Origin of the sequence: Devosia submarina, assembly GCF_003056345.1 — a bacterium.
Lineage (GTDB): Bacteria > Pseudomonadota > Alphaproteobacteria > Rhizobiales > Devosiaceae > Devosia > Devosia submarina.
The window spans coordinates 37664-57817 of the sequence record NZ_PYWB01000003.1; the positions used below are offsets into that span (position 1 = coordinate 37664).

Here is a 20154-nt window from a genome sequence, read left to right on the forward strand (position 1 = left end):
ATCTTGCACTGCAGCTTTCCCCTGGGAAGGCGAAGCCGGCTACCGGAGAATTCGGAGCCATCACATGGGAGGATTTTGCGATGAGCAATCGTCTGCGCAGCCTTACGCTTAGCCTGATTGGTGCCACGGCGTTTGCCGCACCCGCCTTCGCGGTTGATCTGGACATTACCTGCCGCTGTGTCATCGGCGGCGTCAACAGCGGCACAGCCGAGTGGATCGAGAACAGCGTAATCCCGGCTTTCGAGGCGGCCAACCCCGACATCAACGTCAATCTCAATCAATTCGGCGGCGAAGACGCCCAGCTTACCCAGCAATTGGCGCTCGATTTCTCCACCGGGGCCGGCCCCGATGTGACAGCTTTCGACGGCTTCCTGATCCCCAGCTTTGTGGAAGGCGGTTTGCTGAAGCCGCTGGATGAAGTGGCCGGCCCTGAAGTCAACGACTGGTCGGGCTGGGAGGCACTCACCGAAGGCTCCAGGGCCCTGATGCAGTACCAGGGCAAGTACTACGGCATTCCCTTGGGCACAGACGTGCGCATGCTCTACACGCGCAAGGACATCCTTGCCGAAGCCGGCATCGACGCCGACAATTGGCAGCCCACTTCCTGGGAGGAAATTCTCGAAGCTGCCCGCGCGATCAAGGAGGCCAAGCCCGATAGCTTCCCGATCCAGCTCAACGCCGGCGTGGCAATGGGCGAAGCCACAACCATGCAGGGCTATTGGCTTGCGCTGCTCGGCACGGGTGAAAGCGTCGTCGACGACAGCGGCAAGTACATCGTTTCGAGCCAAGGTATCCTGGACACCCTCAATCTCTACAAGACCATCTATGTCGACGAGCAACTCGGCGACCAACGCGCACAGCTCCTTGCTGATGGACGCAACCGCTCCTTTGCCAATTTCCGCGACGGCACGACGGCCCTACTGTTCGAAGGTGACTATTTCTACCGCTCGGTAACACCTGAAGGGTCGGAGTTCGCCGTACCCAATCGCGACGAAGTCATGGGTTGGGCAAAGATCCCTGCCAAGGAACCCGGAACCGGCATCCGCGGCCAGGATTTCGTGACTATCTCGGGCGGCACAGGCTTTGTGCTCAATCCAGCCACGGATACGCCCAAGGAAGCTTGGGCCCTGCTATCGTTCATGAACGAGCCCGAAATGCAAAATGCGTTCCAGGCCATTCAGCCGCGCATCACGGCCCGCACGGATATTGAAATCCCCAACAGCCCGTTCCTGACCGAAACCAGCCAGACCCTGCTCCCCCTCACCACGGCCCGCCCCAACGACGAGCACTACAACGCCGTTTCGGCCGAAATTCAGCGCATGACCGAAGCTGTCGTCTCGGGCGAACTCTCGCCCGAGGACGCCATGGCTCAGTACAAGGCCTCTGTGATCGGCATCGTTGGCGAAGAGAACACCGTCAGCTTGCTCTAGCCTCCTCCTTTTACCCGGTGCGCCAGGGCGTGCCGGGCACTCACCGAACGTTCATAGCCCTCATGGTGAGCTGTCGAATCAACAGGTCGCGGCCACAAACCTGCAAGCCCAATCCGTGGGGTGAACGATCATCCAGGGCAGACGCCGCAGCGATGCCGACGCGAGATCACAAGATGACCACCGAACCCCATTCAGACGCGCCCAAACGCAAGGTGAAAAACTTCGCTCTCCTGTCCAACCGGGCTGGCGCGGCGTTCCTCACCCCTGCAGGTTTGCTGGTCTCGATCTTTGTGATCGCTCCCTTTTTCTGGGTGATCTTTGTTTCCTTCACCAATCGCACCCTGTTGGGCCGGACGGCGCTGAACCCTGAGTTCGTCGGCCTCGCCAACTACTTTGCCCTGTTCGATCCAGCCAATTTCTTCCAGCGTGGCCAGTTTGGCTTTTCGTTGATCTTAACCACGCAGTTCGTCCTGGCATCGGCACTGCTGGGCCAAGCTCTCCTTGGCCTGCTCCTCGCCTGGCTGATTCAAACTGTGCCACCCTGGATCAAGCGCATCACCGAAACCTTCGTGATCGCGGCCTGGATCCTCCCCGAAGTCGTCATCGGCTTTGCTTGGTTCGCCTTCCTCGACCGAGATCAGGGCACGCTGAATGCCCTCCTCGGCGCCGTCGGTTTGCCGCCCGGCGATTTCCTCCTGCAGCAGCCCTTCTGGGTCATCGTGGTGTTCAACACCTGGCGCGGCGCGGCGTTCTCCATGATGCTGTTCAGCTCGGCCTTTTCCTCCATTCCGCCCAGCTATTTTCAGGCTGCCGACGTTGCCGGCGCATCCTCGTGGCAGAAGTTTAAGGATATCGGTCTGCCGCTGATCCGGGGACACATCGTCACCGATCTGATCCTCATCACCATGTGGACGTTCAACACCTTTACCCCATTCCTCCTCACCAATGGCGGGCCTAGCTATCGAACGGAACTGGTCTCCATCTACAATTATCGCGTGGCCTTTAATGACTTCCAGTTCGGCAAGGGCGCTGCCGTGGGCGTCATCATGATGCTGATTAACCTCGCTTTTGCCTTGGTTTATCTCAGCATCGGCCGCAAAAAGAAGAGGTGACCCCATGAAGCTCACCCTTTCCGCCTTTGTCGGCCGCATCGCCTTTTCGGCCCTCGCCGCGCTGATAGGCGCCGCCTTCGCACTGCCCCTGCTGTGGTTTCTCTTTGCACCATTCAATGCTCGCGCCGAACTGGGTCTTGCGCTTCCCGATCCATGGACGCTCTCAAACTTCGTCACCGTCTTCGGCAATAATTTCGCCGTCCAGGCGCTCTGGAACAGCCTTATCCAATCGGTCGGGGGCGTGATCCTCGTCGGCGCGGCCGCAACGCTTGCCGCCTATGCCCTGTCGCGCTCCTCGCTGCCGGGCAAAGGCGCGGTCACCTATATCCTGCTGCTGTTTTCCTCGGTCGTGTCCGGCTCTGCCGCCATGGTGCCGATCTTCCTCATCGTTTCGGCCGCGGGCCTTATCGACACGCACCTTGCAGTGATCCTGACTTTTGCCGGCGGCCTTTTGCCCACCGCCATGTTCATCTTGCGCGACTTCATCGACTCGATCCCCAAATCCTATGAGGAAAGCGCCATGGTGGCCGGCGCCTCCCCGGTGCAGGCCTTTTTCGATGTTGCCCTGCCCGTCATTCGCCCGGGCATCGTGGTGGTGGTTGTCTGGAGCTTCGTTAATATCTGGGGCAGTTTCCTGATCCCCTTCATCCTCCTGCGCAGCGACGACCAGATGCCGGCATCAGTAGCCATCTACTCTTTCTACTCGGAAGCGGGCACGCCGATCGTCACCCTCCTAGCTGCCTATTCTTTGATCTATTCGCTCCCCGTCATCGTCCTTTATCTCTTCGTCAGCTGGAAGTTCGGCTTCCGGTTCTTTGGCGGCATCAAGGCCTAGCGCACCATGGCATCTGTTGAGTTTCGTTCCGTCACCAAGAGCTTCGGCAGCTTCAATGCCGTGTCCGATGTGAGTTTTTCGATTGGCGATGGTGAATTCGTCTGCCTGCTCGGCCCCTCCGGCTGCGGCAAGACCACGAGCCTGCGCATGATTGCTGGCCTTGAAACACCCACCTTGGGCCAGGTCCTGATCGGTGGCCAAGACGTTACGCACTACCACCCCAAGGATCGCCAGATTTCCATGGTGTTCCAGGACTATGCGCTGTATCCGCACATGAACCTGGCCGACAACATTGCCTATCCGCTCAAGGTGCGCGGCAAATCGGTCAGCGAACGTCACGGCCGCGCCCGGGAAGTCGCCGATGTGCTCAAGATCGGCCATCTGCTCGACCGGCTCCCCAGCCAAATCTCCGGTGGCCAGCAGCAGCGCACCTCCCTTGCCCGCGCCTTGGTCTATCCTTCCCAAGTCTACCTCTTCGATGAACCGCTCTCCAACCTTGACGCCAAGCTGCGCCTCGAGGCGCGCGGTTTCCTCAACCATCTCCAGCGCGACATGGGCATGACCGCAGTCTACGTCACCCACGACCAGGCCGAAGCCATGGCCCTCGCCACCCGCATCGCTGTCATGGACCAGGGCCGCATCGTCCAATACGCCTCCCCGATCGAGATCTACCGCCTCCCCGCAACCACCTTTGTCGCCAATTTCGTCGGCAATCCTCCGATGAACCTAGTCGAGGTAGAAGCCAGCCATGGTAATGGAAGCCTGCAGCTTCGTGCCGATGGCCTTTCCATCGCCCCCTTGCCCATGACCGACGTCATTGGCAAGGCCCTGGCGACCAGCAGCAAGCTCACCCTCGGCGTCCGTCCCGAGCACCTTCACATCGCCCAGGGCAGCGCCCCCAACACCATCACTGCGGCGCTGTTTGCCAACGAAAACATGGGCCCCGAAAGCCTCGTCACGGTGGATCGCGCCGACGCCGGCCGCGTGACCGCCCGCATCTTCACCGACGACCATCTGCAACTAGGCGAAACCGTCACCCTCGCCTTCTCGCCCGAGCACGTGCACCTGTTCAACAGCAAAGGGGACCGCATCCCCGCCGCGGGCGAATAGAGCTAATAGCCTTGGTCGACACCTCTCCTTCCGGGAAGAAGCGCTCAGTGCCTGGGGCGGGAGCATGGAACTGGATTGCTAGAATGACCACCATCACCGCCCACATCACCCGCGCTGATCAGGCCGCCAATCCCTACTTCTACATCCCATTCGACGTACCCGCCGGCACCACGCGCATCGACGTTACCCTCGCCTACCCCAAAGCTGATGACTGCATCATTGATCTCGGCGCCTTCGACCCGCGCGACACTGGCTATCCCACCTCGGAAGGATTCCGCGGCTGGAGCGGTGGCGCGCGCGATTGCTTCTTTATCGCCACCGACGATGCGACCCCTGGCTACGTCCACGGCGCCATTCAGCCCGGCCGTTGGCACGTGATCCTGGGCCTCTACAAAGTTCCCGAAACCGGCACCAACGTCACTGTCACCATCGTCCTCGACGCCGCCCCTCGCCCGCTTGAGCCGCAACCCGAGCGCACCTTCCCCGTGCGCCAGGGGGCCGGCTGGTACAAGGGAGACCTTCACTGTCACACCTTCCATTCCGACGCCAAGGGATCGCCCGAGACTCTCCATGCTGCGGCCAAGCAGGCCGGCCTCGACTTCCTCGCCATTGCCGATCACAACACCATCACCCAGCGCCGCTACTTCCATCCGCAATCGTCCCCCGATCTGGTGTTCGTGCGCGCGATGGAAGTCACCACCGCCGAAGGCCACGCCAATGTTTATGGTGTGGACGACTGGATCGACTTCCGCATGACCAAGCCGTCCGACGCGCACATGCTTGCGCGGATGGTGCACGACAAGGGTGGGCTCCTCTCGATCAACCACGACAAGCCACCCATCGCTTGGGAATACGAGCTGCCCGAAGCTGATTGCCAGGAAGTCTGGCAATCCACCTGGATGGCCTGGAACTGGGTCGCTCTTGAGCGCTGGCAGAACCGCCTCGCATCCGGCCTGCGGCTTTCTGCGATCGGCGGCTCCGACTATCATCAACCTGTCGAACTCCGGCCAGAAGGTCCGCTTGTCCTTGCCCGACCAACTACAGTGCTCTGGCTGCCCGAGCTTGGCGAAGATGCCATTCTCGCCGCCATGAAGGCCGGGCGCGGCTATATCACCGAGAGTCCGACCGGTCCTTCGCTGGTGATGAGCGTCGACGGCCAGCCCATGGGGTCCGAAGTCATAGCGGCGCGCAAACTTGCTCTTGAAGTGAGCGGCGCAGGCGGCGACCGCTTATCGCTGATTGATGCGACCGGACAAATCGCCTCTATCCCTATCACCAGCCACAGCTGGAGGCACGAAATGGCTATGCCTGCTGCGCAAGGTTTCATCCGCGCGGAAATCATCGCCGAAGGGAGCCGCGAGCGTCTCGCCGCCGAATTCCTTGCTTTGCTCAAAGGACGCGAACTGCCTTGGCAGTTGCGCGGCGTCAACCTTGCCGACCAGCCCATCCGCCGCGCGCTCGGCAACCCCGTCTATATCCGCCCCTAACTCTTGCTGCACGCCAACGCCCCGAACCGGGCGTTTGCCTAAGTAAACGCAGACGACCTAAGTAGCGACCCCGCTTGCCGGATCCCTCCTGACAAATCTTGTCTTTCCTTCCAAGCACGATGTCGCCTTGAACCGCACAAGGAGACGCCCGATGAAGACACAAAGCTTCTATCCCCTGCTTCAGATCGCAGACATCGAAACGGCAGCACGGTTCTATGAACAGCACCTCGGCTTTTCGCGCATTTTTTCAAGCGATTGGTACATTCACCTTCGTGCCGGCGGAGATATTCCCTTCGAACTCGCCTTTATTGTCCCCGATCATGAAACGATCCCGCCTCAGGGGCGCGGAACAACGCAAAACGTCATGTTGTCCCTTTACGTCGAGGATGCGATCTTGGAACACGAGCGACTGGATGCCGAAGGCGTCAAAATCGTTCAGCCTTTGCGGGACGAAGTCTTCGGCCAGCGGCATTTCATTGCGGCTGATCCCAACGGTATCCTCATCGACATTATTTCCGCGATCGAACCCGATCCCGTATGGCTCCAGGCGAACAGCTAACCGATTTGCATTCCCTGTTTGCAGACCTGCCGTGCACCCACATTCCCAGAATCCTCATTTTCTGACGCATAGTGGTCAAAATAGTATCAGATTCACCCCCGGGCTGAGGTGGATCGTTTACGAGTCCATGGGGTAACCTGCAGGCACACGATGAAACTTCCAGGGGCACTGAACTGCCCGCAGGTGAATAGTTTCTAGGGAGATTGCCAGTGCAGCCCGATCTGGAGCTTGTCCATATACGAAAAGGTGAATCCTTTTCGGCGTGGATGCACGGCTATCCATTCAGGACTGTGCGGTGGCACTATCATCCTGAATACGAAATACATTTGGTTGTTGCCACATCCGGCAAGTTTTACATTGGCGACTTTGTCGGTGACTTCCAACCCGGCCAGCTGATTGTAACGGGCCCCAATCTGCCACAGAACTGGATCAGCGATATTGAGCCGGGCGAGATCGTGCCGCTTCGCTCCCTCGTTGTTCAATTTCCTCAATCTTTCATCGATGGCGCCTGTGCACAGATGCCTGAGATGGAAGCCGTCCGCCCGCTGCTTGATCGCAGCCGGCGCGGACTGCTGTTTGATGCCGAGACAAGCGGGAATGTGCGTCCGCTGATCGAACGGCTGATTGAGGCACAGGGCCTCGCCCGCCTGGCGTTGTTCTGGGAAGTACTCGATCATTTAGTCCAAGGGCAGCACGAGGTTCTGGCTAGCCTCAGCTTCCAGCTCGATCTCAGTCGCTTCAACGATAGCGGCATCAATCGTGCCATCGCCTATCTCAAGGATCATCTGACCGAGCAGATAGACGAGGCTGAACTCGCTGAAATGGTTGGACAGAGCCAGAGCGCATTTTCGCGCGCCTTCAAGCGTCATACTGGAACGACGCTGGTGCGCTACCGCAATCAACTACGCGTCGACCTCGCCTGCCAGATGCTGCTCACGGACACAGACATCAAGGTGGCAGACATCTGCTACGAGGTCGGGTTTTCCAATCTTTCCAATTTCAATCGCCACTTCCAGAACTTCAAGGGCATGTCGCCCTCCCAGTTCAAGGCCCAGTTTGCTGCAAACCGGAACCTGGCGATGACCGGCTGATACGCCGCAATTCAGTTTAATCGAATTCGGGCGCCATGACGGCGTCCGGACAGGGGCAAATCTGCCCACATTAACATGGGAGGACCATGACAATGAAACACACCAAACTCCTTTCCGCTTCCCTGCTGACCCTTGCTCTGGCTACCTCTGGCGCTTCCGCCCAGGAGCAGATCAAGATCGGCATGACGTTCCAGGAGCTCAACAACCCCTATTTCGTTTCCATGCAGGAAGCGCTGAACGAAGCTGCTGCCGATCTGGGTGCAGAAGTCATCGTAACCGACGCAGCTCACGACGTTGCCAAGCAGATTTCGGACGTCGAGGACATGCTCCAGCAGGGTATCGACATCTTGCTGCTCAACCCCACCGACACCGCCGGCATTGAAGCCGCTGTCCATGCAGCCAAGGCACAGGACGTGATCGTCGTGGCCGTCGACGCCAATGCCAATGGCCCGGTCGACACTTTCGTCGGCTCCAAGAACCGCGATGCCGGTTATATGTCCTGCAAATACCTGGGCGAAGCCCTCGGCGGTGAAGGTGAAGTCGCAATCCTCGACGGCATCCCCGTCGTGCCGATCTTGCAGCGTGTTGAAGGCTGCAAGGCTGCCCTCGAAGAATTCGAAGGCATCAACCTCGTCACCACGCAGAACGGTCGCCAGGATCGTTCCGTGGCGCTGGGCGTCGTTGAGAATATGATCCAGTCCCACCCCAACCTCGCCGGCATCTTCTCGGTGAATGACGGTGGCGCCATGGGTGCTCTCGCCGCAATCCAGGGCTCGGGCCGTGACATCAAGCTGACCTCGGTCGACGGTGCGCCAGAAGCAGTTCAGGCCATTTCCGAAGGTGGTCCGTTCATCGAAACCACGGCGCAGTTCCCGCGTGACCAGGTTCGCGTTGGTCTTGCCATGGCGCTGGCGCAGAAGTGGGGCGCTCGCGTTGTTCCCAAGGAAGTGCCGATCGACGTCATGGTCGTTGACGCAGAGAACGCCGCTGAGTTCAGCTGGTAGTTATTACTCGCTCCGCCCCGCATGTTGCAGGGGCGGAGTCTCAAACAAGGGAGCGCACGATGCTGGAACTGCAAGGCATCCGCAAAAGCTTCGGCAAGATCGAAGTCCTGCACGGGGTCGATCTGGAGGTGCGTTCCGGCGAAGTTCACGCGCTTCTGGGCGAGAACGGCGCAGGCAAGTCCACGCTGATGAAAATTCTGTGCGGCATCATCCCGCCAAGCGCTGGCACGATCCGCATCCAAGGGACTGAACACCATTTCGCCAATTATGACGCCGCGATAGCTGCAGGGATCGGCATCGTGTTTCAGGAATTCAGCCTCATTCCCTATCTTAATGCGGCCGAAAACATGTTCCTCGCGCGCGAGTTGCGCAATCGCCTTGGGCTGCTGGATCGTCGCGCCATGCGCAAGCGCGCCGGCGAGATCATGCAGCGGCTGGGCGTCAATGTGCCGCTGGATGTGCCGGTACAACGCCTCTCGATTGCCGAACAGCAATTCGTCGAAATCGCCAAGGCGCTCTCGCTTGATGCACGTATCCTAGTTCTGGACGAGCCCACGGCAACCCTGACGCCAACCGAAGTCGAACATCTGTTCAAGGTCATGCGCGAGCTGCGCCGGCAGGGCGTCGCCATCATCTTCATTTCCCACCATTTGGAAGAAATCTTCCAGATTTGCGACCGCATCACCGTGCTGCGCGATGGCGAGTTCGTCGGCTCCTGCGCTGTCTCCGAAGTGGATAATGACCGCCTTGTCGAGATGATGGTGGGCCGCCGCATCGAAAGCAGCTTCCCACCGAAGCCGGTTTTTGAAGCCAGCGCTCCCGTTGTGCTCGAAGTGGACAACCTCCGGATCAAGAAGAATGGCCCGGTCTCCCGCTTCACGCTGCGCAAGGGAGAAATCCTCGGCTTTGCGGGTCTGGTTGGTTCCGGCCGTACCGAGACGGTTCTTGCCATGTTGAGCGCCGGCCCGGTGGCCAGTTGCACCCTGAAGATCGATGGCGTTGAAAAGCGCCTATCCGGCCCTGACGAAGCGCTCTATCACGGCATTGGCTTGCTGCCCGAAAGCCGCAAAGAGCAGGGATTGATCACCAGCTTCTCGATCCTGCAGAACATTTCGCTCAACAATTACGGCAAGTATCGCAAGGGCCATTGGTTCCTCGATCTCAAGAAAGAACGCAAGGCGACCCAGACCGCTATGGACCAGGTTCGCGTCAAGGCGCAGGGCCCCAATGCGCGCGTCGACACGCTGTCGGGTGGCAACCAGCAAAAAGTGGTCATCGCGCGCTGGCTCAATCACCAAATGAAGGTCCTGATTTTCGATGAGCCCACCCGGGGCATTGACGTCGGCGCCAAAGCTGAAATTTACGCCCTGATGCGCGAATTCACCGCACAGGGCAATGCGATCATCATGATCTCCTCCGAACTGCCAGAAGTGATCGGCATGTCCGACCGTGTCTGTGTGTTCCGCCAGGGCGGCATCGTGGCCACCGTGGAAGGCGAGGCCATCAGTTCCGAGCAGATCATGACGCACGCAACAACCGGGAGTATCGAACATGTCGCATGAAGCCGCTGCTGGCGAGGCAACGAGCCCCGGCCGCAATTTTGCACGCCTGCTGCAATCACCTCTGACCCTGCCACTGGTCGGGCTGATCGTCGTCTCGGTATTGATGGCGCTCGCCAGCCCCAACTTCTTTAGCCTGGATAATCTCCTTAACGTGCTACGCCAAGTGTCCATTGTCGGCATCCTCGCCGTGGGCATGACCTTTGTTATCCTGACGGGCGGCATAGATCTGTCTGTCGGTGCCGTCATGGCGCTGGTAGGCACCATCACCGCGGGCCTGATGGTCAATTCTGGCCTGCCCGGTGAAGCAGCGATGGCGGTGGGCCTGCTTCTGGGCCTCGCTATCGGTCTCTTCAACGGCGCCCTGGTGGCCTGGGGAAAGATGCCCTCCATCATCGTGACGCTAGCGACCATGGGCATGGCGCGCGGTATTGCCCTCATCTATTCTGGCGGCTACCCGATCAGCGGCCTGCCAAGCTGGATTTCTTGGTTCGGCGTGGGGCGCATCGGGGTCGTGCCGGTGCCCGTTATCATCATGGTGGTGATCTACGCCATCGCCTGGGTTCTGCTTGAACGCACTGCATTTGGGCGCCACGTTTATGCCCTGGGCGGCAATGAAACCGCGGCGCGCCTGTCGGGCGTCAAGACCCACCGGGTCAAGCTGATCGTCTTCGGCATTTCGGGCCTGACTTCGGCGCTCGCGTCGGTAATCCTCACCGGCCGGCTGATGAGCGGACAGCCCAATGCCGGTGTCGGGTTCGAGCTCGATGCTATTGCCGCTGTCGTTCTAGGCGGGACCGCCATCGCCGGTGGTCGCGGCCTTATCCTGGGTACGCTGATTGGCGCGGTGCTGCTGGGTATCCTCAACAACGGGCTGAACCTGATGGGTATCAACCCTTACCTGCAGGACGTGATCAAGGGAGCGATCATCCTGCTGGCGATCTATATCGGCCGTGATTGGCGCTGAGCCCCGGCCAAACTCATCCAACCAGGAGAATACAATGACAGAGTCGCTGCAGGGCAAGGTCGCGGTCATCACCGGCGCGGCGTCGGGTATCGGTCTTGCCACCACCAAGGCCCTGCTGGGCCAAGGTGCCACCGTGGTCATGGTGGACTGGAATGAAAAGGGTCTCACGGACCTCGTTGCCGAGCTTGGCGAAAAGGCTATTCCTCAGGTCACAAATTTGCTCGACCCTGAGAGCTGCAATGCCATGATCCCCGAGATCCTGGAGAAGGTCGGCCAGATCGACATCCTCTACTGCAATGCCGGCACCTATATAGGCGGCGATCTGACCGAAACGACGCCCGAAGCCATCGACCGCATGCTCAACCTCAACGTTAATGCGGTGATGAAGAACGTCCATGCCGTGGTGCCGCACATGAGCGAGCGCAAGACGGGTGACATCATCGTCACCTGCTCTATCGCAGGCCATTTCCCGACCTATTGGGAACCCGTATATTCCGGCTCGAAGTGGGCGATCACCAGCTTCGTGCAGGGCATGCGCCGCCAGATGATCCCTCATGGCGTGCGCGTGGCTCAGGTCTCTCCCGGCCCGGTGGTTTCGGCCCTCCTGGCAGATTGGCCTGAAGAAAACCTGCGCAAGGCCAAGGAAAGCGGCAGCCTCATAGATCCCGAGGAGATCGCCGACGCGATCGTCTATATGCTCACCCGCAAGCGCACCGTGACCATCCGGGACATGATCGTCCTGCCAACCAATTTCGACCGCGTCTAACGCGTTCCAACGGGAGAATGGCCGTGGCTCAGTATCTGATCGGCATCGATGTCGGCACGGGCTCCGCGCGAGCGGGCGTGTTCGACACAGCCGGGCACATGCTCACCACGGCCAAGCGCCCTATCGACATGCATCGTGAAGCTGGGGTTATTGCCGAGCAATCCAGCGTCCAGATCTGGGAGGCCGTCTGTGCCGCTGTCCGGGAAAGTGTGGCTCAGGCAGCAATTGACCCGGCTGATGTGGCTGGCATCGGCTTCGATGCCACCTGCTCGCTTGTCGTCCTTGGCCCGGGCGGCAAGAGCCTTCCCGTAGGTGACCCGGCGTACCCCGAGCGGGACATCATCGTCTGGATGGACCACCGCGCCCTTGAACAGGCCGAACGCATCAACCGGCAAGGCCATAAGGTGCTCAAATATGTCGGCGGTCGCATCTCGCCCGAGATGGAAACGCCCAAGCTCCTGTGGCTGCGCGAAAACCGGCCTGACACCTACGCTCGTGCCGAAAACTTCTTTGATCTCACCGATTTTCTGACCTGGAAGGCAAGCGGCGCGCTTGATCGGTCTGCCTGCACAGTCACCTGCAAATGGACCTACCTCGCCCATGAGAGGCGTTGGGACGACAGCTATTTCCGCCAGATCGGATTGGACGATCTTGCCGACCAAAACTTCCTGCGGATTGGCCAGAGCGTTGTTGATCCTGGCACAGCACTCGGAAGTGGCTTGACCGAAGCTTCCGCCCAGGACATGGGCCTTCGCCCCGGTACGGCAATTGCTGCGGGCCTGATCGACGCTCATGCCGGCGGCGTCGGCACGGTTGCTGCCGGTGGCGATGCCACGCGCGCCATGGGCTATGTGTTCGGCACCTCCTCCTGCACCATGACCACAACGGCCCAACCTGCCTTTGTGCCTGGCGTGTGGGGCCCCTACTTCTCCGCCATGGTACCTGGCGCCTGGCTCAACGAGGGTGGCCAGTCTGCGGCCGGTGCTGCCATCGACCAACTGGTGCAACTACACCCCGCAACCGCCCAGGCCAGCGCCAATGCGAAGGCTGCGGGCAAATTGCTGCCGCAATGGCTGGCTGATCGAGCACTGGAACTTTCCGCAGCGGCAAGCCAATCCGTACATCTAGCCGGCGAACTTCATGTCGTGCCCGAGTTCCTGGGCAACCGCGCGCCTTTTGCCGATCCCCATGCCCGTGCCGTCATCATGGGACAAGGCATGGACAGCGGCACCGACTCGCTGGTGGCACTTTACGTCGCCGGAGTTTGTAGCCTGGGCTATGGCCTGCGTCAGATTGTCGAAACTCAGGCGGCGCACGGTGCTCCGGTTGAAACCATCAGCTTAAGTGGAGGGGCGGGCGCTCATGCCCTTACGCGCCAGCTTCTGGCCGATGCGACGGGCCTGCCAGTCGATATCAGCGCGTGCGAGGAGCCGGTCCTGCTCGGTTCAGCCATGCTGGGCGCGGTAGCCTCCGGCATCTACCCGACTCTTCAATCGGCTATGCCCGCCATGTCACGCGTGGCAACGAGCTTCGCCCCCGTTTCCGGCGTGCGCGCCCTGCATGATGCGCGATACGAGGCCTTCCTTCTGCTGCAGAAGACTGCCCGCGACATTCGTGCGACGACGGCACCCCACCTGAACTAAGCTTCTCACACACGGCTCGAGGCACTATGCAATTTTCTGGCAAATCCATCATCATCACAGGCGCCGGCAAGGGCATCGGCCGCGCCTGTGCCCAACTGCTCGCCGCCCGTGGGGCCGAGATCATCGCTATGAGCCGCACCCAGTCGGACCTTGATAGCCTTCGTGCCGAGATCGGGGGACGCTCTATCCGGGTGGATCTAGCGGATCCTGCAACCACGCGCGCGGCAATGGCCGAGGCAGGCACCTGCGATTTTCTGGTAAACAGCGCCGGCATCAACGTCCTTGAAAGCGTCGTGGACATGACTGAAGCGGGGTATGAGGCCGTGCTTGGCATCAATCTGCGTGCCGCCCTGATCACCTGCCAGGAATTTGCCCGCGCGCGCATTGCTGCAGGTGGCGAGGGCGCCATCGTCAACATCACATCGATCGCCGGCCATCGCGGTTTCCAGGATCACCTCTGCTACGCGGCATCCAAGGCCGGGCTCGAGGGTGCCAGCCGCGTCATGGCCAAGGAGCTTGGCCCCCATGGCATTCGCGTCAACTGCGTCGCGCCCACCATCACACTGACGGAACTCGCTGCCGAAGCGTGGAGCGATCCTGCCAAGAGCGCTCCAATGATGGTGCGCCACCCCCTCAACCGCTTCGCCATTGCCGACGAAGTCGCCCAAAGCATCGCCCTGCTCTTGTCAGACGACAGCCGCATGATCTCTGGCGCCGTACTTCCAGTCGACGGCGGCTTCCTGGCTGTTTGATTGGGCCGTTGTGGAGAGCGGCTCGTCCCCTTGGCCCTACACGAGAATATAAGTGGCTGTTCATACCAGCTTCAATTCGGATGGGCAGCACGTTCTCCGGCGTCGGCAGTGAGCAGACGGCGTGTTGGGTGGGCTCACAGGGCAGGTTTACCGCCTTGTTGAAGTCGAGCACCACTGTGCTTTCGGTGACGTCCTCGCGATGATGGAAGCACCAGCCGGCGAAGGTGTTGTTGGGCTAGCATTGCGTCCCACCGACGGCTTCGCAGGGCGTCAGCAATCCCCATTATCCAACAACAATAGCCTTTGCCGCCGCAAACCTTGCTCGACGGACAGCATAGATCATTCTGCTTGCAAGATCGCGTATCGGGACAGGCCTGGATGGACGATCGTATCGCCACCGCAATAAGCCCGGCTTGAAGAACTCAGCGGGGAGCGATTATCAGCGCCAGACATTGACGCGGGGACGAATTCATCCGCCCACCCTCATCGGCGCAACCCCAGCTGGATGATCAGTGATTCAGGAGGATTTCGAATGAAGCTCTACAAAGTTCCGCAGGCCGATCTGACCGTTTCAAGCGTCGTTTTGGGACTGATGCGCATTGCGGACATGGAGGACGAGGCAATCCGGGAGCTCTTCGACACGGCTGTCGAGACCGGCATTACAGTTTTTGACCATGCCGATATTTATGGCGGCGAACGCCATCGATGCGAGGAACGGTTTGGCCAAGCGGTCTCGCTTTCCAAGAGCGACCGGGAGCGGATACTTATCCAGAGCAAAGTCGGCATTCGTCGGGGCTGGTTCGATTTCTCGCGGGAGCACATCCTGAACACGGTGGATGAATCGCTTGCAGCTCTCCAAACAGATTATCTCGACGTGCTGCTTCTGCATCGTCCTGATACGCTGGTAGAGCCAGAGGAAGTTGCCGAGGCTTTCGAAGCGCTTCATTCAGCCGGAAAGGTTCGCCATTTCGGCGTCTCCAATCACACCCCAGGCCAGATCGAGCTGCTCAAATCAGCCGTTCGGCAGCCGCTTCTTTTCAACCAGGTTCAACTGAGCATGACCCATTCCAACCTCATCGCGCAGGGCGTTGCCGCGAACATGGGCGGCAGTGATCAGTCGATTACGCGCGATATCGGGTTGCTCGATTACTCACGGTTGAACGGCGTCATGCTGCAGGCCTGGTCGCCCTTTCAGAAAGGGTTCTTCGATGGTGTATTCGTTGGCGATCGGGAGAACTACCCCGAACTCAATGATGAACTCGACAGGCTGGCAGAGGCTTACAAGGTTACGCCGACCGGGATCGCCGTAGCCTGGATAACGCGGCACCCCGCAAACATCCAGGTGGTGCTCGGAACAACCAAGCCGAGCCGTGTCCGGGAAAGCGCCGCGGGCTCCGATGTGCAACTTACGCGCGAAGAATGGTACCGCCTGTTCCGTCTTGCCGGTCACATCGTTCCCTGAGACATCAAGCACCCCAAATAAACAGCCTGAGTTCGAGACAGGAAGCATTCATGAAAACGACGCTACCCACCCGCCCGCTCGGCCGAACCGGCATCGACATCACGCTCCTGGGCATTGGCGCCTGGGCCATGGGCGGAAACATGTGGGGTCCGCAGGACGACGCTGACTCAATCGCCGCGATCCGCCACGCGATCGACAATGGCATCAACTGGATCGACACGGCGGCCGTCTACGGCAACGGACACTCCGAAACCGTGATTGGCCGGGCCCTCAAGGAAATGCCCGCCGATAGCCGCCCCTTTGTTTTCACCAAGGGCGGCATTGTTCGCGACAGCCAGGGTCTCAACCCGCGCCGTATCGGCGAACGCGCACACCTGCGGGCCGAAGTGGAGGCCTCCTTGCAGCGGCTGCAGCTCGATGTGGTCGATCTTTATCAAGTCCACTGGCCTGCCGACGACGTTCCTCTCGAGGATTATTGGGGAACTATGCTGGAGCTCAAAGCCGAGGGAAAGGTGCGCCATGTCGGCCTTTCCAACCATGACTTGCCGGCCCTGGAACGCGCCGATGCGCTTGGGCATGTCGAGACGTTGCAGCCGCCGTTTTCCATGATCCGGCGTGACACGGCGCAGGACATATTGCCGTGGTGCCGGGATCATGGAACTGGCGTCATCTGCTATAGCCCCATGCAGGCAGGGCTTTTGACCGGGAGCTTCACGCGGGAGCGCGCAGAAGCGCTCCCCGACAATGACTGGCGCAAGTCCAACCCGGAATTTACCGGTGACAAGCTCGAGCGTAACCTCGCTCTTGCCGAGGCCCTGCGCCCCATCGCTGCCAAGCACGACACCTCGGTGGCCAGCATAGCTCTAGCCTGGGCGCTGTCCTGGCCTGGTTTAAGTGGCGCCATCGTGGGCGCCCGTTCTCCTGGCCAGGTAGACTCCTGGATCGATGCGGCAAGCCTGCAATTGGACAGCGAGGATTTGGACGCTGTGGCCCAAGCTATCGAGACCACAGGCGCTGGGATCGGACCGCAACGTCCTACGATCTAGGCATAGGACCGCGAGCCGGCCACATCGGACATCCAGGCACCCCAACAAAGGGCATAGAACATCATGAGCAAGCGTATTGTTTTCACCGGCGGCAGTGGCAAGGCAGGCCGACACGTCGTGCCCTACCTGCTGGGGAAAGGGCACCAGGTCTTTAATCTAGACCTGCAGCCACTTGATCACCCCGGGGTCACCACGCTCAACGTGGATCTTCGCGACAGCGGACAGGTGTTCAATGCCCTGTCCATGCACTTCGACATCGGCGGGCTGGAGACCGGCAACGGCCCTGCCCCGGTCGACGCCGTCGTACATTTTGCGGCCGTGCCGCGCATCCTCCTTCAGCCCGACAATGTGACCTTCCAAGCCAATGTTGTCTCCACCTATAATGTAATCGAAGCTGCGGTGAAGCTGGGCATCCGCAAGATCATCATTGCCTCGAGTGAAACCATTTACGGCGTGTGCTTTGCCGAAGGCGATAAGGATTATCACAGCTTCCCGCTGGAAGAGGATTACGACATCGACCCCATGGACAGCTATGGCTTGTCCAAGGTGGTCAACGAAAAGACCGCCCGGGCTTTTGCCATGCGCTCGGGCGCAGACATATACGCCCTCCGCATCGGCAATGTCGTGGAGCCGCACGAATATGATCGCTTCCCCGGCTTTGTAGCCGATCCCCCATCGCGCAAGCGCAACGCCTGGAGCTATATCGACGCCCGAGACCTCGGCCAGATCGTTGACCTTTGCATTGCGCGAGACGGGCTGGGCTTCCAAATTTTCAACGCCGTCAATGACGAGATCACTGCAAACGAGCCCACGGCAGATTTCCTTGCCAAATGGGCACCCAATACCCCGCTCACCAGGCCTATGGTGGGGCAGGAAGCGCCGCTCTCGAACCGCAAAATACGGGAGGTTCTGGGCTTCAAGGAAGAGCACAATTGGCGCCGCTACGTTTAGCCTGCTGAACCAATCCAACTTTGGGCGGCGATGCGCCTTAGGCCGCCCAATCCGAGTGCGAACTGCGCGATAAAGAAGCGGGGTTGCATTTCATCCTCTTCACCGCTTATGGTGCGCCCATCCACAGGGGTGCTCCGTAGGTCGGGGCTGAGATGAGGGCGGGAAGCCTTCGGACCCTATAGCTGATCTGGGTAATACCAGCGGAGCGAGGCGGGCATGTTTTCGGGCGCACAAATTTCCATTTACCCCATGACCGACGATTTCGTCGGAATCATCATGAGCGCTTTGGGCGCGCTTGATCCCTATCGGGACCGATTGCGCATCGAGACGGACGATGTTTCAACGCTTCTGGTGGGGCCAGCCGAAGTGCTGTTCCCGGCCATGCGGGATCTGTTTACCGCCGCAGCAAAAACGGGTGTCCATTGCGTGCTGTCGGCCGCCATCTCGCGCGGCTGTCCTGGTGAGCCAGATGATCCCATCTGCAACTCCAAGGTTTTCGAAGGTCCGCTTGCGCCTTTGCCTGAACGGCAGGCCACGGCCCTTGCCGCCGTGCACAGCGCGCCCACGACGGGCGTGTTCTCCGTTGCCCAGCTCTCGCTTTATGTGCTGGGCCAAGACCGGCACATGGACGAGATCTATGGTTGCATCGAATTCCTGAAGCAGTCGGGTTGTTTCGAGAAATCCAAGCATTTCGCTACCAAGCTCAACGGCGACACCGGCACGCTGTTTGCGACCCTGGAGCAGGCATTCTGCCGCTTCGGCCCGCCAGACGGGCATGTCACGATCGATCTGACCGTTTCGGCCAATAGCCCCAGCGCACGCTGAACGGGACGATCAATGCCGAACGCTCCTTTTTATCCGCGCGTTTTCGCGCGCGCCTTCAGCCATGCCGGCCCGGCCTTCGTATCCGTTGCTGCTGTGATCCTGGGCTGGGAAGCCTATGTGCAGCTGTCTGGCATTTCGCCTACGGCCCTGCCTGCGCCGTCTCGCATCATCACGCAAGGGTTCGAACAGCGAGAAGCACTGGCGCGGCATACGCTGGCAACATTGCAAGCAACGACACTAGGCTTTGCCTGCTCGCTCACAGCGGCTTTTCTATTCTCCGTGCTGATCGATTTCTTCCAGCCGCTGCGCCGAGCATTGTTTCCGGTCTTCATCATAACTCAAACCCTGCCGCTCGTGGCCATTGCCCCGCTCGTGGTCCTTTGGTTCGGCTTTGGGCTGACGCCCAAGATCGTGCTGGTGGCGCTGGTCACATTTTTTCCCATGCTGGTCGCCCTCGCACAGGGCTATGAGGCGACAAACCGCGACATAGCCGCGTTGCTGGCGTCCATGGGAGCTTCGCGCTGGCGCATCTTCTTGATGGCGCGCATGCCATCGGCCCTGCCCTACTTCTTTGCGGGCCTGCGCATCTCCGTCACCTACGCGGTGGTTGGCGCTATCTTTGCCGAATATGCGGGGGCTGCACGCGGTCTGGGCATCTACATCCTCAATGCCAAGAACAATTTCCGGCCCGATCTAGTGCTCGCCGCTGTCTTTGTGAGCGCAGCGCTGACGCTCCTGTTGTTTAGCGCCAGCGTTTTGGTGCAGCGCGCGGCCATGCCTTGGGCGCGGCTGGCGGAGCAACGCCGATGAGCCCGGCGCGTCTTGAGCTCGTAGGGCTACGCAAGAGCTTCGGCGCGACCGAAGTTCTTGCGGACATAAGCCTTAGCGTGCAGCCCGGGGAATTCGTTTCGATCCTGGGACCCTCAGGCGCCGGCAAGTCGACCATCCTGCAATTGCTGACGGGAGCAACGAGGCTGGACAGCGGGCGGATGTTGCTCGACGGCACCCCCCTTTCGTCGGCGCAGCACCGGTTCGCCTTCATGCCACAAGGCGATGCGCTCATGCCCTGGCGGCGCATCATCGACAACACGACCCTTGGCCTCGAGGTTCAGGGCATGAGCCGCAAGGCTGCGCGCGCCAAAGTCGAGCCGCTCTTTGCCGAGTTCGGGCTGGCGGGCTTTGAACGCTATTATCCTGCCCAGCTTTCGGGCGGCATGCGCCAGCGCGCGGCCTTGTTGCGCACCGTCGTGCAACAACGCCCCATGCTGTTGCTCGACGAACCCTTCGGAGCGCTCGATGCCCTCACGCGCGCGCAAATGCAGCGCTGGCTGGCCGACATGTGGACGCGCCATCGCTGGACGGTCCTGCTTATCACTCACGATGTGCGCGAGGCGGTGCTGCTTTCGGATCGGATCTATGTGCTGTCGTCACGGCCAGCTCATGTGGTGCACCGTTTTCCGGTGCCGATCGATCATCCCCGGCAAGGCGCTTCAGCCGCTCTTTCCGCCATCGAAGCCGAAATCCTGACCACCCTGTTACATCCAGAGGACTGATC

Annotated in this window: 19 protein-coding genes, 1 pseudogene and 1 riboswitch; of the genes and pseudogenes, 19 read left to right on the top strand and 1 reads right to left on the bottom strand. The window is 60.3% G+C overall.

The window, feature by feature from the left end; all coding sequences use genetic code 11:
* Nucleotides 1-80: 80 nt before the first annotated feature.
* The 13 genes from DDE77_RS04860 to DDE77_RS04920 all read left to right on the top strand — a co-directional run bounded on the left by DDE77_RS04860 (nt 81) and on the right by DDE77_RS04920 (nt 14315).
* Nucleotides 81-1430 (top strand): extracellular solute-binding protein, encoded by a 1350-nt coding sequence (locus tag DDE77_RS04860; RefSeq protein WP_108396599.1) that lies wholly within the window; start codon nt 81-83, stop codon nt 1428-1430.
* Between the two features lie 173 nt (nt 1431-1603).
* Nucleotides 1604-2542 (top strand): carbohydrate ABC transporter permease, encoded by a 939-nt coding sequence (locus DDE77_RS04865; protein ID WP_245895092.1) that lies wholly within the window; start codon nt 1604-1606, stop codon nt 2540-2542.
* Between the two features lie 4 nt (nt 2543-2546).
* A complete protein-coding gene (locus DDE77_RS04870; RefSeq protein WP_108396325.1) occupies nt 2547-3377 on the top strand; it encodes a carbohydrate ABC transporter permease in 831 nt (276 codons plus the stop codon).
* A gap of 6 nt (nt 3378-3383) precedes the next feature.
* Nucleotides 3384-4487, top strand: coding sequence for an ABC transporter ATP-binding protein (locus DDE77_RS04875; RefSeq protein WP_108396326.1), 1104 nt, complete (start codon nt 3384-3386; stop codon nt 4485-4487).
* An 83-nt stretch (nt 4488-4570) separates the two neighbouring features.
* Nucleotides 4571-5974, top strand: coding sequence for a CehA/McbA family metallohydrolase (locus tag DDE77_RS04880; RefSeq protein ID WP_108396327.1), 1404 nt, complete (start codon nt 4571-4573; stop codon nt 5972-5974).
* A gap of 151 nt (nt 5975-6125) precedes the next feature.
* Nucleotides 6126-6533, top strand: coding sequence for a VOC family protein (locus DDE77_RS04885; protein WP_108396328.1), 408 nt, complete (start codon nt 6126-6128; stop codon nt 6531-6533).
* Nucleotides 6534-6742: 209 nt separating this feature from the next.
* Nucleotides 6743-7624 (top strand): helix-turn-helix domain-containing protein, encoded by an 882-nt coding sequence (locus tag DDE77_RS04890; protein WP_108396329.1) that lies wholly within the window; start codon nt 6743-6745, stop codon nt 7622-7624.
* Nucleotides 7625-7716: 92 nt separating this feature from the next.
* On the top strand, nt 7717-8628 hold the full coding sequence (locus DDE77_RS04895) for an ABC transporter substrate-binding protein (RefSeq protein WP_170116480.1): 912 nt from the start codon (nt 7717-7719) through the stop codon (nt 8626-8628).
* A 59-nt stretch (nt 8629-8687) separates the two neighbouring features.
* On the top strand, nt 8688-10190 hold the full coding sequence (locus DDE77_RS04900; RefSeq protein WP_108396331.1) for a sugar ABC transporter ATP-binding protein: 1503 nt from the start codon (nt 8688-8690) through the stop codon (nt 10188-10190).
* Nucleotides 10180-11154: an ABC transporter permease gene (locus tag DDE77_RS04905; protein ID WP_108396332.1), complete on the top strand. Its 975-nt coding sequence runs from the start codon at nt 10180-10182 to the stop codon at nt 11152-11154. Before DDE77_RS04900 ends, DDE77_RS04905 begins: the two co-directional genes overlap by 11 nt.
* A gap of 34 nt (nt 11155-11188) precedes the next feature.
* On the top strand, nt 11189-11920 hold the full coding sequence (locus tag DDE77_RS04910) for an SDR family oxidoreductase (protein ID WP_108396333.1): 732 nt from the start codon (nt 11189-11191) through the stop codon (nt 11918-11920).
* Nucleotides 11921-11943: 23 nt separating this feature from the next.
* Nucleotides 11944-13563: an FGGY-family carbohydrate kinase gene (locus DDE77_RS04915; RefSeq protein ID WP_108396601.1), complete on the top strand. Its 1620-nt coding sequence runs from the start codon at nt 11944-11946 to the stop codon at nt 13561-13563.
* Nucleotides 13564-13589: 26 nt separating this feature from the next.
* Entirely contained in the window at nt 13590-14315 is a 726-nt protein-coding gene (locus tag DDE77_RS04920) for an SDR family oxidoreductase (protein ID WP_108396334.1), read from the top strand.
* On the opposite strand, the pseudogene DDE77_RS19390 reads toward DDE77_RS04920, so the two are convergent.
* Nucleotides 14197-14496, bottom strand: a pseudogene (locus DDE77_RS19390) (DUF1684 domain-containing protein); the annotation flags it as partial. The gene DDE77_RS04920 and the pseudogene DDE77_RS19390 overlap by 119 nt on opposite strands.
* Nucleotides 14497-14847: 351 nt before the next feature.
* Between DDE77_RS19390 and DDE77_RS04930 the strand changes: the two are divergent.
* The 6 genes from DDE77_RS04930 (at nt 14848) to DDE77_RS04955 (ending at nt 20152) form a co-directional block, all read left to right on the top strand.
* Nucleotides 14848-15777, top strand: a complete 930-nt coding sequence (locus tag DDE77_RS04930; RefSeq protein WP_108396335.1) for an aldo/keto reductase — start codon at nt 14848-14850, stop codon at nt 15775-15777.
* A gap of 50 nt (nt 15778-15827) precedes the next feature.
* Complete coding sequence (locus tag DDE77_RS04935; RefSeq protein WP_108396336.1) at nt 15828-16823, top strand: aldo/keto reductase; 996 nt, start codon at nt 15828-15830, stop codon at nt 16821-16823.
* Between the two features lie 63 nt (nt 16824-16886).
* Nucleotides 16887-17774, top strand: a complete 888-nt coding sequence (locus DDE77_RS04940; RefSeq protein WP_108396337.1) for an NAD-dependent epimerase/dehydratase family protein — start codon at nt 16887-16889, stop codon at nt 17772-17774.
* Nucleotides 17775-17889: 115 nt separating this feature from the next.
* Nucleotides 17890-18001, top strand: a riboswitch (TPP riboswitch).
* A complete protein-coding gene (locus DDE77_RS04945; RefSeq protein WP_108396338.1) occupies nt 17991-18599 on the top strand; it encodes a YkoF family thiamine/hydroxymethylpyrimidine-binding protein in 609 nt (202 codons plus the stop codon). It overlaps the preceding riboswitch by 11 nt.
* 12 nt (nt 18600-18611) lie before the next feature.
* Nucleotides 18612-19409: an ABC transporter permease gene (locus tag DDE77_RS04950; RefSeq protein WP_108396339.1), complete on the top strand. Its 798-nt coding sequence runs from the start codon at nt 18612-18614 to the stop codon at nt 19407-19409.
* Nucleotides 19406-20152: an ABC transporter ATP-binding protein gene (locus DDE77_RS04955; protein WP_108396340.1), complete on the top strand. Its 747-nt coding sequence runs from the start codon at nt 19406-19408 to the stop codon at nt 20150-20152. Before DDE77_RS04950 ends, DDE77_RS04955 begins: the two co-directional genes overlap by 4 nt.
* Nucleotides 20153-20154: the final 2 nt, after the last annotated feature.